Consider the following 14,310-nt stretch of genomic DNA (forward strand, 5'->3'; position numbering starts at 1 on the left):
AGCTACGGCTCCGTTTTTGCCTAATGCTATCGGAGGTGGGAGCCGTGGTCAACGATCCCACCGTTGCCGTACCCTACGAAGCTACTCCACCAAATCCAACTCATAACAAACCATCTCCTCCGCATTCCTTACGAACAACTTACCCTGCGCGATCACCGGGTGGTTCCAGGTGATGCTGTGGAGCGATTCGAGGCGGGCTAGTTCTTTGGGTTTGTCGGGCTTGGCTTCGAGTAAAACAAGTTCGCCCTCTTCGGTGATGATGAGCAAGGTTTCCATTTGCTCGACCAGCAACACTTGGCCGTGGCCGTAGCCGCGGCGTTTCCAGACTCGCTCGCCCGTTTCGGCGTCGAGGCACATGAACAGCTGGTTGTCGAAGCCGTAGAGGTGGCCTTGGTGGTGGACGCAGTCGTTGAAGTAGGGCTTCATCGATTCGGTCCAGCGTTCTTTGGTCGTCCACGTGTCCCCCCCGTGGGTGACATCGTGCGTCACGTCGATGCACATGGTGCCCCGGCCGTAGCCGGTGCCGAGGTAGACGGTGCTGTCGACCACCGTGGGCTGGGTGACGCGGGCCATCTCGCCGATGTCCCATTCATGTTTCCACCGCAGACGCCCCGTGGCGGGGTCGACCGACTGGACGCCGCGGTTGGTGCTGATGAGCACTTGCTCTACGCCGTCGATGGTCGAGAGCTGGGGCGAGCTGTAGCCGTGGCTGCCGAAGCCGATGGACCAGGCGACTTTGCCCGTCTTGCGGTCGAGGGCGACCATCGCGTTCTCGTCGCCGCCGCCGGCGAAGACGATGGCCGTGTCGTCGAGCACGAGGGGCGAACTCGCAAACCCCCAGCCCGGCAGGGGGACGCCGAGTTCTTTCATCAAGTCGAACTGCCAGACTGGCTCGCCAGTGCTGGCGTCGAGGCACTGGACGAGGCCCGAGGCGCCAGTGGTGTAGAGCTGTTTGTCGCGGTAGGTCGGAGTAGCACGCGGCCCGACGCCTCCCATCGCGGCTTCGAATCGCGACTCGTTCGCGCGCGTCCAGATTGGTTTGCCATCGGCCACGGAGTAAGCGGAGACGAGTTCCTCCGCGCCACGCTGTTCCTGCGTGAAGAAGACGGGGCCGACGACGCAGAACGACGACCACCCCGGCCCGATCGGCTGTCGCCAGAGCTCGGCGGGTGGCTTCGACTTCCAATCGCTGTCGAACGACACGGTTTTGATAATGCCATCACGACGCGGGCCCCGAAACTCGGCCCAGTCGGCGTCGGTGGCGTTGGGAGTAAGTTCGAGGAGCTCGACTGGCGGCTCGGTGGGTTTCGCTTCGTGGGCGAGCATCAGGTTGTCTTCGGCGGTCGGCGTCCAGCGTGGCACGAGGTCGAACTCGAAGTTCGCGTTGATCTTGCCGACGCGGAGGAATAGCGATCCGAGCATGACGATCGCGAACGACGCGAGCCCAATCCACGCCTGCCGAGGTACACCCGAAGATCGGGTAAGTAGGAGAGTGAGCACGAAGAGCGTGAGCGATATGGGGAGGCCGTAGACGATCATGATCACCCACAACGACGAATGCGCGAGCCCAATCGCGAGTCCGCACACGGCGTAGGCGAGCGCAAGGCCGACGAGTCGCTTGCGCATCGGCAGCGCTTTCGACATGAGCCACCAAATCGACAGCATCACCAACCCCAACACCGGCGCGAACTGCATGGTGATGAAATGGACGAGCGTCAGCGGCACCACCCAGCCCGGCACGTGGGCCAGTAGCCACATCGCCACGATGATGACCATGGCGGGCCAGAGGCGGAGCGCGGGCGCGCGGTTGGATTCGATGTCGGACCTCGCCGCGGTATCGGTTTCAGGTGCTTCGTTGAGTGACATGTTGATTGAGTCCAGCAGAGGGGTAAAAGCAAAACTCGGCGGCGATGGTTCTGTCTAGCGATTTTGTTTAACTGGGAAATCTCGCCCGCGTAAGGGTCTCGGATTCCACCCATAGCTTGCCGGCGACCAACGGGTCGTCGGCCGCCAGGGGAACTTTGGCAAAGGCAGGACCTCCGCGAAGCTCGTTGAAGTTCGCCGGCCCATAGTATTCGCCAGGCATGGCGTCGGGCGAGGTGGCGGCGAACAGCGTTGGCAGGGCTCCTTGTTGCGGGGGTTGGAACAAGAACCACAACATGCTTCGCGCAAGGCCTTCCTTGCTCCAGCGTCCGGGAGCGTTGTACAGCAAGTCGGTGCGAGAGACTCCGGGATGCGCAGCGATGCTGGCGAGGCCCCAGCGAAGGGCATCGCTCCGCCTCTGGAGTTCGATGGCGAACATCAAGCAGGCAAGTTTCGATTGGGCGTACACTTGCATCGGCTTGTAGCTGCGCTCCGCCTGAAGGTCGCCAAAGTCGATTCGCCCCCGGCGAGCGGCGATGCTCGAGACTGTCACCACCCGAGGGTCGGTGGCTCTCTGGAGCATTGGCACCAGGTGCGCCGTCAGGGCGAAGTGACTTAAGTCGTTGGTTCCGAGTTGCAGCTCGAAGCCATCGGCTGTTTGTTCGCGTTTGGGCGGAACCATCACTCCCGCGTTGTTGATCAACAGGTCGAGCTTGTCGTGTTGATTCTGCACTCGCATCGCGAATAGCTCGACCGACTCGAGACTAGCAAGATCGAGCAGTTCGAATCGCACGCTAGCCGACGGCACTTGCGCGATGATTTGTGCGACCGCTTCGGCTCCTTTCTGAGGATTGCGGCCCGCAAGAATGACGTCGGCATCTGCGCGCGCTAGTTCCAGCGCGTCGACGAACCCCAGGCCCCCGGTCCCGGTGACCACCGCGGTTTGGCCGGCGAGTGAGGGAATGTCTCGAGTTGTCCAGCGATGAAACGTGAGCATGGTGCATTCTCTCTGAAGGGTTGAACACGCCGTTTCTACTTGGCGGCGGGCCGATAGACCACGCGGCCGTCGAAGTCTTTCCAGTTGCCGGGCCCGCCGGTTTTTAGCAGCGTGCGACCTCGGGCTTCGATCAGCTGCTTGCTGTCGTCGGCGAAGACGAAGTACTTTGGTTCGGCGAGCGTACGGAGCAGCGGATTCGCGGGGACCATCTTGAATTGAGTAACGGCCCGACCTGCTTGCGACCACGACTTGTCCTTGGTGATCTGAAACGCGATGCCTTGCCTGCGGGCGGGGGCGGGGATGGTGAAGTCGATGGTCTTGCCTTGGTGCAAGGTGTCCCAGTTCGAAGCGATGACGTAAGGAAGCGCGGGGAAGGCGACCAGGTTGCCAGGGTCCTTTTCGGTGCTCTCTTTGGTCTTGCCGCCAGAGGTGTGCGAGTAGTGGACTTTGCCGTCGGCGATCACGGCGGACGATGTTTCGCCGAGTTGGTGTTGCTCGAACTTCACCGCCTTGAGCCGGCCCGCTTCGTACGTGGCCTGGATCTCGCCAATCAAGTTGCCGGCGGGATCGGTGTAGCGCTCGAAGTAAATCTGCCCGTCGCCGGTGGGCTTCGCCCCGCTCTCGACCAGAAACTGGGGGGCGTCGCCTCCGCCGGTGGCGTAGATCTCGCCCGTGAAATGGGGTTCCTCGCCACGGGCGAGGGTCGCCAAGCTGACAACCGCGAGACAGGTGAAACTGGTAACCAGACGCATGGGAAACTCCTTTTACTTCGTCACGAAAGTGGGCGAGCGGCTGGTTGCGAGGGCGAGTCGCCCTGCGAGCCACGGCTGGCACCTGGACGATTTGTCACACTGACACATATCGTCATTTCGTCAGATTGTTGACATTCTGACATGGTTTGTCAACACTAAATCGATGGCCAATGACAAAGAGGAGCAAGTTGTTCGGGCGGCATTCGACGTCTTCATTCGGTACGGGTACAAGCGTGTGACCATGGCCGACCTGGCGGAGGCCGCGCAGATGTCGCGGCCGGCGCTGTACTTGGTGTTTCCGTCGAAGGAGAAGATCTTCATCGAGGTGGTCCGTCAGATGACGGCGGAGAACCTCGAGAAAATTCGGGCGGCGATCGGGCCGCTCAAGACGGTCGACGAGAAGCTGGCCCATGCCTTCGAGATCTGGTGCGTGGGTCCGTACGAATTGATGCGAGCCTCGCCCGATGCGGCCGACTTGTACGTGAGCGTCAAGGAATTCGCGGCCGAGGTGATCAAGAAGTCGGCCCTGGATTTCGAAGCCCTGCTGGTTGAGATCTTGGAGCCGGCGGTCGGCAAGAAGTCGAAGTCGACACTATCTGCCCCCGAGCTCGCCCGATTGATGCGAACTTCCTTGAAGGGCTTCAATATGTCAGCGGACAACGCGACCGAGCTACGGCAGCTGCTGGCCGACATGCGCAAGCTGGTGCTTGCTGGTCTCTAGCGCCGAACTTTCCCCCTTCTTTGCCCGTTGCGCTCGGAAATCTGGGGGCGATGAATCTGGGAAGGCGTTCCGCGCGCTCCTGGCACCTGCGTGTCCACGTGTTGGACGGGCATCGGTTGAGAGTAACTGCGTGGATTCGGACCACTTGGCGGCACGAAGGGGCTCGCGCGTAACGCGATCGCGCAATTGCGTGTTCACTTCTGTCAAAACCGCCGTTTCGACTGAGTGTTTCGCTGTAGGTGTTCCAAGTGGCGTGTTAAGATCGGATTCAGATCGCGTGAAGCGAAGGCGGTGCGGTACTTAGGCAACCCACGTGACGACGAGCCCTCTCCGATGGAGTGCGAGTCGCGCAGAAGGGGGCCTTCTTGTCATTAGCTTGTACGTTGGAATAGAGATGGCATTTTGGAACTGGCGGCAGGGCAGGCTGGTGCGCGCGAAGCAGGTCTCACGCTACTGGCGGACCGCGCGGACGCGCTCGCGGCGCCATGCCGCGCTTCGCTACGAGCCACTCGAGTCGCGACTCGCCATGACAGGCGTGGTGATCAGCGAGTTTCTGGCTTCGAACGGCGGTGGGCTCGCCGATGTCGATGGGGATAACTCCGACTGGATCGAACTCCACAACGCAGGCAGCGAGGCAGTGAGCCTTGCGGGTTGGTACCTGACTGACAGTGCCGACAATCTCACGAAGTGGCAGCTGCCGAGCATCGAACTCGCAGCCGACGGCTATCTGGTGGTATTCGCCTCGAACAAGAACCGCGCAGTCGCGGGGCAAGAACTGCACACAAACTTCGCGCTGTCGGCCGATGGCGAGTACCTTGGTCTGGTGCTGCCCGACGGCGTGACGATCGCCGATGCCTTCGTGCCGCAGTTCCCCGCGCAACTTTCGAACGTGTCCTACGGCAAGTCGGACGTAGCGCAGGTCGACACGCAGCTCGTGGGGATGAGCTCCGATTCGTCGATTCACATACCGGGCAACAATAGTCTTGGGTTCCAGTGGACGCTCGATGACTTCGACGACTCGGCGTGGCTGTCGGGCGAGCTAGGGATTGGATTCGACCAGAGCGGTTCGAGCCCCGCCGATGCGGTCGCGAGTGTGTCGATCAACAACAGCGTGGTCCCTTCGTACACGATTACCAGCGGTGGGATGGGTGAGGGGGCGCTGGCGTACGTCGATCGCGTGCACGTCTATCGCCAAGTGCCACAGTTCCTTGTAGGCGCGGACGTGATCCGCACCAGCAACGACGACAAGAGCACCGGTAGTTTCTCGATGAACGTCTCGCTAGATGAAATCAGCGATGTCTACTTGCTCATTGACAACCGCGTGGGCGACAACAACGCCACGACGCCCCCGACGCTCGGTGGCAGCGTGATGCCATGGGTGGCGTCCATGGGTTTCACGAATACTGGTTGGCAGATTGGCCTGGATGAAGGAGCGAATGGCGACGTTAACAACTACGTCACCGTGTACGTGCTCAGCGAGGTCCCGGCTGGGACCGTGCTCAACCTAGGTGCGCAGAACAACGGAACCGCCCGCAATATGTACGGCGTGGCGGCGGTTGCCTCGAGGACTTCGCTCGAAGAGTACATCGAAACCAATGTGCAAATGGCGATGCAGGGCGTGTCGTCGTCGGCCTACGTGCGGGTGCCGTTCGCGTGGGACGGTAGTCCGGCGGACGAACTGGCGCTTGGCATCCGCTACGACGACGGATTCGTGGCTTATCTGAATGGCGTGGAAATCGCGCGGCGAAATGCTCCCGAGAGCCTCGCGTACAACTCGGTTGCCACCGCAGCCCGAACCGCCGAAGAGGCTTCGCTGATCGAGACGATCGACGTCTCGGCATTTGCGCACCTGCTAACCGACGGCGAGAACATCCTGGCGGTGCATGGACTCAACATCAGCGCGGCGGACGACAGCTTCCTGCTCGCACCAACGCTCACGGCGAGCGCGTTGTACGAGGACGTCGCGCAGTACTTCGCCACCCCCACGCCTGGCGCCGCGAACGGCGAGGGTGTGTTTGGCGTGCTCGGCGAGGTGGGCTTCTCCATCGAGCGAGGTTTCTACAACGAACCGATCGAAGTGGCGCTCACCGCTCCTGACCCGCAGTCGGTGATTCGCTACACGGTCGATGGCTCGGTGCCCACGGCCACCAATGGCCTGGTCTACAGCGGGCCGATCGATGTCGACACCACGACGGTGGTCCGTGCGGCCGCGTTCCGCTCGGGCTACTTGGCATCGGCGACCGAGACGCATTCCTACTTGTTCCTCGCGGATGTGATCGAGCAGCCAGTGCTTCCCGAGGGTTGGCCAAGCACTTGGGGCAGCTGGCCCCTGCCGCATTACGAAATGTCGCCCGATGTGGTGGAGGATCCGGTGTACCATGATCGTCTGCTCGCCGGCCTGCGCGAGTTGCCGACGTTGTCGCTCACGATGAACCTCGACGAGTTTCTGGGCACCAATGGTATCTACTCCAACCCGCTACAGTCTGGTGGCGACTGGGAGGCGGTGGTTTCGGCGGAGATGATTGGCATCGACGGGCTGACGCAGTTCCAGATTGACGCGGGGCTGAGACTACAGGGCGGAGCAAGCCGCGAGCCGAACAACACGCCCAAGCACTCGATGAGCCTTCGGTTCCGTGGCGAGTACGGGGCGGGAACTCTCGACTACCCGCTAATGCCGGACTCAGATGTCACGGTGTATGACACGCTACAGCTCCGCGCCGTCTACAACAACTCGTGGACGCATTGGCTGGAAGATCAGCGGCAGCGTGGACAGATGATTCAGGACCAGTGGGCACGCGACACGATGATCGCCATGGGCAATCCCGATGGCGGGCACGGCGTTTTCACGCACGTCTACATCAACGGCTTGTACTGGGGCGTCTACAACCTACACGAGCGCCCCGTCGCCGATCACTACGCCCAGTACTACGGCGGCGAGAAAGAAGACTACGACTCGGTCAATGGCATCACGCTCAACGATGGAACGTGGGAAGCGTGGGACGAGATGCAGGCGATTGTCGCCAGTCAGAACTGGGGGGCGATCCAGCAAGTGGTCGACATCGACAACTTCATCGACTTCACCATCGTTCAGCACTTCACTGGCAACCAGGACCTGAAGGTCGACGGCAACTGGCGTGCTGCCGGCGGCGGAGTCGGACGCGCGCCGTGGCGCTTCTACGTTTGGGACGCCGAACGGACGCTCGAGAATCCTTCGCAGGTGGGCGTGGGGCCAGCGAGCGATCCCACGGGATTGTGGTTGCACCTGTCGACGATGCCGGAGTTCCGTCTGCGATTTGCGGATCGCGTGCAGGAGCATTTCTTTAACGACGGCGCTCTCACGCCGGAGAACACCATCAGTCGGTACGAAGCCCGAGCCGAAGAAGTCGATCAAGCAATCATTGCCGAGTCGGCTCGTTGGGGTTCGTATCGCGTGGACGTTGCTCCGCGTGGTGGGCCCGGTGAACTCTACACGCGCGACGACCAGTGGGAGCAGGAACTCACGCGCCTGGTCGAGAACTATTTCCCCGTTCGCACGGCGAACGTGCTCACCAACTTCATCAACGAAGGATTGTTTCCAAACCTCTCGGCACCTCTGATGAGCCACCTTGGGGGGACGGTGGAGTCAGGGTTCGAGCTTAGCCTGAGCAAGCCCGGCGGGTCGCCCAGCGGCGCGGTGATCTACTACACACTCGATGGCAGCGACCCACGCCTCGAAGGGGGTGCGGTGAATACTGGTTCGGCGCAGGTCTATAGTGGCTCGCTCACGCTGGAGGAGTCCACGCAGGTACGAGCTCGAATGTTCGACGCCGGCACTTGGAGTGCAATCGTTGACGCCGAGTTCAACGTGCTTGCTCCCCCCAACGAGTTGCCCGGCGACTACGATGGCAACCTCGTTGTGGACGCCGCAGACTACCAAGTGTGGAAGGGATCGTTCGGCGCGACGATCGCGGTCGGCACTGGCGCCGATGGCAATGGTGACGGCGTCGTGAATCTGGCCGACTATACGATCTGGCGTGATAACTTGGGTGCCTCGCTACTGCCAGCGCCCGACTACTCGTTCACCGAGATTGGCCAGACTTACACGCAGGACTTCGACGCGTTCCGCGGTACCGCGGAGACGCTGCCGCCCCATTACACGGTGACCGTTGTCGAAGGGACGGATGTCTACCGCGGTGTGTTCGATTCGACGACTGCTGCCGCGAGCAGCTTCACCGGCATCATGGGCACCACCAGCGATGGCGAAGACTACTCGTTCGCCTGGCGCGAAAGCACGGGTGCTGCTGGCCTGGCAGACACCCGCGTGTTGTTTACTTTCACCAACAACACTGGCGAGGCGATCACTGGATTCAACATCAGCTACGATGTCGAAGCATGGGTCAACGGCCGTCGCGATAACCAACTTCGATTCAAGTACGACGTCTACGCCGACTCCGAAGCAGCGCAATCCGCTGTGGGGCGAAACGCCTTCGAGAGCGACATCTTCGCCACGCTCAATCCGAATCACACGGCCATTGCCGCGAACGGCGATCAGTTTGTCCTGGATGGCAAGAACCCAGCGAATCGCGTGACGGTGAGCGGCTACGTCGATCTGGCGATGCTCGCCGTAGACGAATCGAATCCCGGACTCGGGACCTTCGGTGCGCTACAACCGGGCGAGACCGCTTACTTCCGGTGGCAGATTTCGAACGGCGCGCTGGCCGATGGCAATCGATCGGCACTGGGCTTCGACAACCTCAGCATTACGGCGCTAGCTACGGCACCGGTGAGCGCCCTCGGATTGGCTTCGACCCCCGTGCCCACGGCTACCGAGGCCCAGGCGAGTGTTGAATCTGTGCCAGTCGCGGGCCGAGTCGCCACGCTAAACTCTAGGATCCCTTCCGAGACGCTGGGGCCCAAGTCCCTGGTGGACTCTACCGCCGCAAGCTTCGAAGCGGACGACTCTAGCGACTACTTACTACTGCTCGCAACCGCGTTCTCCGAAGCCGACTCGGAGTTCGGTGGCAGCAAGATCTCAAGCGTCGACACATCGCTGGAAGCTGAACCTGACTTGCTGTTGGGACTCGATTTAGTGTTCGCTCAGCTTGGTGAGGATAGCTCGCTCGTACTGTTACGCAGCTAGCTACCGAGTTTCGCCGGACGGCTTGCGCCGTTCCGCTAACAATGCTAGCTCTATCGCTTCGCGGTCGGCGCTCTGGACTGGCTTGAGAGAATCTATTTGGATTTGCTCAGGTTCGCGCTAGCAAGTCGCCGACTTTGACGATTAGCGAAGCGTTTCGGCCTCTTCCTATACCATCCCCTCGGCGATCGATGTCCTTGCGATTCGACAGATCGTTCGAGGGATGCCCCTGTGCTTTCAGGGTGCGCGGCTTCGTGTGCGCTGCTCTCGCACTGCTCCAGGTGTTCGTAGCTGCCTCGCTGCTTGCTCAAGCGACCGAACCCGAAGTGCTTGAAGTGGAAGCAACCGCAGGAGAAGCGTTTGGTGGCGATGAACTCTACGCCATCGAAGAAACGCCAAGTTTCGACCTGCCTTCCAGTTGCCCGACAGAGACGCTAACACCTTTTGTCGACCTGCTGTACTGGAAGCTGACGGAAGGAAGTGCCGAGAACTGGGCCCAAGAGATCACACCGCAGGGTTCGCTGGGAAGCCTGATTGGTACGGCGACACTCGTCGATGCTCCCTTCGATTGGAACGCGGGAGTTCGCGTCGGCGTCGACTACGCGAATCGCGACGAGGGAACTCGCGTCGGCCTCTACTACACGCACTTCAACACGAGCGCCGCGAACGAGGCGGCCGGCGAGGTGTACTCGGCGTTTCTTGGCAACTTCTACGCGGGCAACACCGACGGCAGCGGTTTCGGGCCGCACTATGAACACGCGACCATCGACTGGGATGTTCAGTTCCATACGATCGATCTTGAAATGGGGCGTGAGTTCGCGATCAGTCGTGCGCTCGCAATACGGCCGTTCCTGGGCCTGAAGTCGGCGATCATTCGCCAGCGGATTAACAGCACGTGGCATAATCCCATTGACACCTCGTCGACGGATTACCTGTTCGACTCGGCCACCGAGAACCTAAGGCAAAACTTCTGGGGCATCGGCCCGTCGATTGGCGTCGACGCGATCATTCCGCTTTCTCTCGCTCCCGATCACTCGCTGCACGCCTACTTCAGTCCGTCGGGCTCGGTGATGTACGGATCATGGGATTTCAGCGATCGGTTCCAAACCGATGGTCCCACGACCACGAGTACGCCAATTCCATCGACCATCTCCATCAACTCCGAACCGATTCACGGCGCCGCGACGATGGTGCGAATGGCGTGCGGGCTTGAGTGGCAACAGTTCGGCAGCCGGGTGACGACACGCCTGCGCGTCGGGTTTGAGGGGCAGGTGTGGCTCAATCAGATGCAGTACTACTCGTTCAACATGGGTCGCCTTAACAACTTAATGTCGCTGCAAGGCAGCATCGTCGAGTTTGGTCTCAGTTTCTAAACACCTGCTGTCTAAGGACTTGTTCGCACCCGCATGTTCGCTCGCCTCTTAAGCCTGACGCTCCTCATCGCCTGCTGCTCGCCAGCATCGGCGGAGGGGATCACTCCGTACGCGGAGGCGCTGTTCTGGCAGCCTTCGGCGGAGACGTCGAGCGTGTGGGCAAGCGTGGTGACCGCGGACGAGTTCGAGGCGAAGAATGTCGACTTCGACTGGGGCACCGGTTTCCGCGTGGGGTTGTTACTCGAACCACCAACTTGGCTGTGGGACGTTAATCTCGCGGTTACGCACTTCTCAACTTCCGCGGGAGAGACCGTGCCCGAAGGACCGCACTTGGTTCTGCCCGAATTCTTCAGCGGCTTTCTGAGTGGCGATAGCTTCGAATTTACGAGCGCCTCGCTCGATTGGTCGCTCAGCTACACGACATTCGATCTCGAACTCGGGCATGCGATCCCACTTACCGAGACGGTTGAACTCCGTCCCACATTCGGCCTCAAGTCGGCGGTGATCAATCAAGATATTCGCTCGGAGTGGTCCGACTCGCTTTTGGGGCTCACTGCCGAAGAGCGTGTCACCCACGAGTTCTTCGGCTTCGGTCCGAGCGCGGGGATCGGCGGGCGATGGACTCCGCGAGAACGACTGAGCGTCGTTGGCGAGTGCTCGGGGGCACTGATGTACGGTGTGTGGAACGTCGAGGACAACTTCCGCCGCACCGACGCCGGGCTGCCGTTGTTCTCGTACGAAGCGTTTTCGACGCGGCTCAACGACTCGAAGCTCGGGACCGTGATGCTGCGATCGTTTGTCGGCGTCGAGTGGCAGGTTCCAAGCAAGTTAGACGTTTCCCTCCGCGCGGGCTACGAAATGCAGTGGTGGGCGAATCAACAACGTTTCTTGACGTTTCAGCAGTTGCCAATGCACGGCGATCTGACGTTCCAAGGTGGTACATGCGGTATTGCAGTCTCCTACTAATCTGCGCGCTCTGGATGTCGCATCCATTGCAGGCCGCCGAAATGTTCGGCGAGTTCCTGTATTGGAAAGCGACGGAGCCGGTGGATTGGGTGCTCAATACCAACAACAACCCTGCGAACCAGTACGTCAACTACGAGTCCACCGAGTACGACTTCGCTCCCGGGTTTCGAGTGGGCGCGTCGCTCGGCGGCGAGTGGCAGCCCGCGGTCGCGTGGACTCACTTTGCAACCGACACCACCGACTCGGCTGTTGGCGATTTGACCGCGGCGTTCCTCGGTGGCAAGAACTCACAGCCGCCCGCGCCGAAGATCTACTTCGACACCGGGCAAATGGCCGCGTCCATCGATTACGACATGATCGATGTCGACTTAGGGAAGCCGTTTGAAGTGCATCCCGCCGTAGTAGTCCGTCCCGTCGTGGGACTGCGTGGTGGTTCGATTCGGCAGACGTTCACCACGGCGTTTCAGGCCAGCTATACTGACGGCGTCACGAATTCCCAGCGGAACATCGTCGAAACGGCGGAGAGCAACTTCTGGGGACTTGGTCCGAAGCTTGGCGTCGAGAACGACATCGCGCTCCATCGCAGCGAACACTGCGAAGTGAACTTGCAAGTCGGCTTCTTTGCGTCCTACCTAATCGGCAAGTGGGACGTTCCCGACACCACCCGGGTCACGCAGATCGACAACGGTGTGGCGACCGATTCGTCGCAAACGATCCAGGTCGACTCGCGCGATTTCGGTTCACTCGGCTTTCAGACGACGGTCGGGCTGAACGGCCGGCTGGGCCAATGGACGGGCACCGTAGGGTACGAGATTAACGACTGGCTCAACCAATGCCAGGTATTCACCGACGCCACGGGCCCACAAAACAACGACTTGTTGCTGCAAGGCCTGACGGCGCGGGTTGGTTTCGAGTTCTAACTGCGCAGAACATACTCTAAACAGCGCAAATGGGTGAGCGGGGCCAGGTGACGGTTTCGCCGGCGGGGTTGGGTTCACTATATTGGCTTCGAGATTTCTGAGCAGTACGCTTCGAACCGCAGTTCGGCTGCACGTCGCGTCGCGCATTGTCACCCCGCGGGAGATGTCAACCGAATGGAACAAATCGAAAAGTTCGTCTCCGTCCTCAACGGCTACGCGTGGGGACTGCCGATGGTCGTCCTACTCGTTGGGGGCGGAGCGTACCTGACGATTCTATCGCGTGGCATTCCGTTCCTGCGTTTACGGCACGCCATCGAAGTAATCCGCGGAAAGTACGATAACCCCGATGACCCCGGTGAGATCACTCACTTTCAGGCGCTCGTGACGGCCTTGTCGTCGACCGTGGGCATGGGCAACATTGCCGGCGTGGCGGTTGGTATTTCGCAAGGTGGACCCGGTGCCGTGTTTTGGATGTGGGTAACGGCGCTCGTGGGGATGGCCACCAAGTTCTTCACCTGCACGCTGGCTTGCATGTATCGCAAGAACGACGAGCTGGGCATGCCTCAAGGTGGGCCCATGTATTACATTGAGGTCGGGCTGGGACCCAAGTTTCGACCACTTGCGGTATTCTTCTCGGTGTGCGGGTTGGTGGGTTGCCTCGCCATGTTTCAGGCCAACCAACTTGCTGAGATTCTCGCACCAATTTGGGACGCCGTCGGCATTCCCGAAGCAGACCCGGATGCAATGGGCGTGCATTTTGATACTGCTCGCGTGCTGTCGGCAATTCTGATCTCTGGCAGTGTGGCGATGGTCGTATTCGGAGGTTTGCATCGCTTGGTGCAATGGAGCGAACGACTTGTGCCCGCGATGTGTGGTATTTACGTTGTGGCATCGCTCGTGGTCCTGGCTTTGCGATACGAAGCGCTGCCAGGAGTGTTTCGTGCGATCCTCGAAGACGCCTTCACCGGAAATGCTGTGGCCGGTGGCGTACTAACTACCGTTATCATCACCGGCGTCAAACGGGCCGCGTTCTCCAACGAAGCTGGCATCGGCACAGCGCCTATGGCCCACGGTGCCGCAAAGACCAACGAGCCTGTTCGCGAGGGCCTCGTGGCGATGATGGGACCATTCATCGACACGATCGTGGTGTGCACGATGACCGCGCTGGTGATACTGGTCAGCGATCAAGCGCTGCTCAAACCCGATGCCGACAACAGCATCCAAGCTGTATCGCTCACTTCGCGCTCGTTCGCCGCGGTGCTCGGCTCGGCGGGCTACGTGGTGGTGGCGGTGTCGGTGATCCTGTTCTCGCTCACCACGATGTTTGGGTACTCGTACTACGGCCGAAAGTGCATGACCTATTTGGTGGGAACGCAGCGAGGGAAGTTTTATAACTACATCTACGTCGCGACACTCGCGTTCGCCGTGCTCGCACCGGTGGGGCTAGTGATCAACATTTTGGACACGGCTTTCGCTCTGATGGCAATACCAAACATGATTGCCACGCTGCTACTATCAGGACGCGTGATGACCGCAGCAAATGACTACTTCTCGCGGTACGACCGACGCGAAGACCGGTTGGCCGGCCGCAACCCATAAGGG

At 60.6% G+C, this 14,310-nt stretch carries 9 protein-coding genes; 6 read left to right on the forward strand and 3 right to left on the reverse strand.

Annotated elements, in window-relative coordinates:
• Positions 1–81: 81 nt before the first annotated feature.
• The 3 genes from SH292x_RS14075 to SH292x_RS14085 all read right to left on the reverse strand — a co-directional run bounded on the left by SH292x_RS14075 (position 82) and on the right by SH292x_RS14085 (position 3,612).
• Positions 82–1,866, reverse strand: a complete 1,785-nt coding sequence (locus SH292x_RS14075; protein WP_442481646.1) for a PQQ-binding-like beta-propeller repeat protein — start codon at positions 1,864–1,866, stop codon at positions 82–84.
• Positions 1,867–1,933: 67 nt separating this feature from the next.
• Positions 1,934–2,860: an SDR family oxidoreductase gene (locus SH292x_RS14080; protein WP_442481647.1), complete on the reverse strand. Its 927-nt coding sequence runs from the start codon at positions 2,858–2,860 to the stop codon at positions 1,934–1,936.
• A 35-nt stretch (positions 2,861–2,895) separates the two neighbouring features.
• A complete protein-coding gene (locus tag SH292x_RS14085) occupies positions 2,896–3,612 on the reverse strand; it encodes a hypothetical protein (protein WP_442481648.1) in 717 nt (238 codons plus the stop codon).
• Between the two features lie 163 nt (positions 3,613–3,775).
• Between SH292x_RS14085 and SH292x_RS14090 the strand changes: the two genes are divergently transcribed.
• The 6 genes from SH292x_RS14090 (at position 3,776) to SH292x_RS14115 (ending at position 14,307) form a co-directional block, all read left to right on the forward strand.
• Positions 3,776–4,333: a TetR/AcrR family transcriptional regulator gene (locus tag SH292x_RS14090; RefSeq protein WP_442481649.1), complete on the forward strand. Its 558-nt coding sequence runs from the start codon at positions 3,776–3,778 to the stop codon at positions 4,331–4,333.
• Positions 4,334–4,727: 394 nt separating this feature from the next.
• Positions 4,728–9,452, forward strand: a complete 4,725-nt coding sequence (locus SH292x_RS14095) for a chitobiase/beta-hexosaminidase C-terminal domain-containing protein (protein ID WP_442481650.1) — start codon at positions 4,728–4,730, stop codon at positions 9,450–9,452.
• 251 nt (positions 9,453–9,703) lie between these two features.
• Positions 9,704–10,822 (forward strand): Lpg1974 family pore-forming outer membrane protein, encoded by a 1,119-nt coding sequence (locus SH292x_RS14100; protein WP_442481651.1) that lies wholly within the window; start codon positions 9,704–9,706, stop codon positions 10,820–10,822.
• A gap of 33 nt (positions 10,823–10,855) precedes the next feature.
• A complete protein-coding gene (locus tag SH292x_RS14105; RefSeq protein WP_442481652.1) occupies positions 10,856–11,788 on the forward strand; it encodes an Lpg1974 family pore-forming outer membrane protein in 933 nt (310 codons plus the stop codon).
• 14 nt (positions 11,789–11,802) lie between these two features.
• Complete coding sequence (locus SH292x_RS14110) at positions 11,803–12,708, forward strand: Lpg1974 family pore-forming outer membrane protein (RefSeq protein WP_442481653.1); 906 nt, start codon at positions 11,803–11,805, stop codon at positions 12,706–12,708.
• A 174-nt stretch (positions 12,709–12,882) separates the two neighbouring features.
• Positions 12,883–14,307 (forward strand): alanine/glycine:cation symporter family protein, encoded by a 1,425-nt coding sequence (locus tag SH292x_RS14115; protein WP_442481654.1) that lies wholly within the window; start codon positions 12,883–12,885, stop codon positions 14,305–14,307.
• Positions 14,308–14,310: the final 3 nt, after the last annotated feature.

The organism is Aeoliella fuhlenseeensis, assembly GCF_052161615.1.
GTDB lineage: Bacteria > Planctomycetota > Planctomycetia > Pirellulales > Lacipirellulaceae > Aeoliella.

Bases quoted from the DNA above. Each gene is read 5' to 3' on its own strand.
- SH292x_RS14075 (WP_442481646.1), bottom strand. From the start codon at position 1,866: ATGTCACTCAACGAAGCACCTGAAACCGATACCGCGGCGAGGTCCGAC.
- SH292x_RS14080 (WP_442481647.1), bottom strand. From the start codon at position 2,860: ATGCTCACGTTTCATCGCTGGACAACTCGAGACATTCCCTCACTCGCC.
- SH292x_RS14085 (WP_442481648.1), bottom strand. From the start codon at position 3,612: ATGCGTCTGGTTACCAGTTTCACCTGTCTCGCGGTTGTCAGCTTGGCG.
- SH292x_RS14090 (WP_442481649.1), top strand. From the start codon at position 3,776: ATGGCCAATGACAAAGAGGAGCAAGTTGTTCGGGCGGCATTCGACGTC.
- SH292x_RS14095 (WP_442481650.1), top strand. From the start codon at position 4,728: ATGGCATTTTGGAACTGGCGGCAGGGCAGGCTGGTGCGCGCGAAGCAG.
- SH292x_RS14105 (WP_442481652.1), top strand. From the start codon at position 10,856: ATGTTCGCTCGCCTCTTAAGCCTGACGCTCCTCATCGCCTGCTGCTCG.
- SH292x_RS14110 (WP_442481653.1), top strand. From the start codon at position 11,803: ATGTCGCATCCATTGCAGGCCGCCGAAATGTTCGGCGAGTTCCTGTAT.
- SH292x_RS14115 (WP_442481654.1), top strand. From the start codon at position 12,883: ATGGAACAAATCGAAAAGTTCGTCTCCGTCCTCAACGGCTACGCGTGG.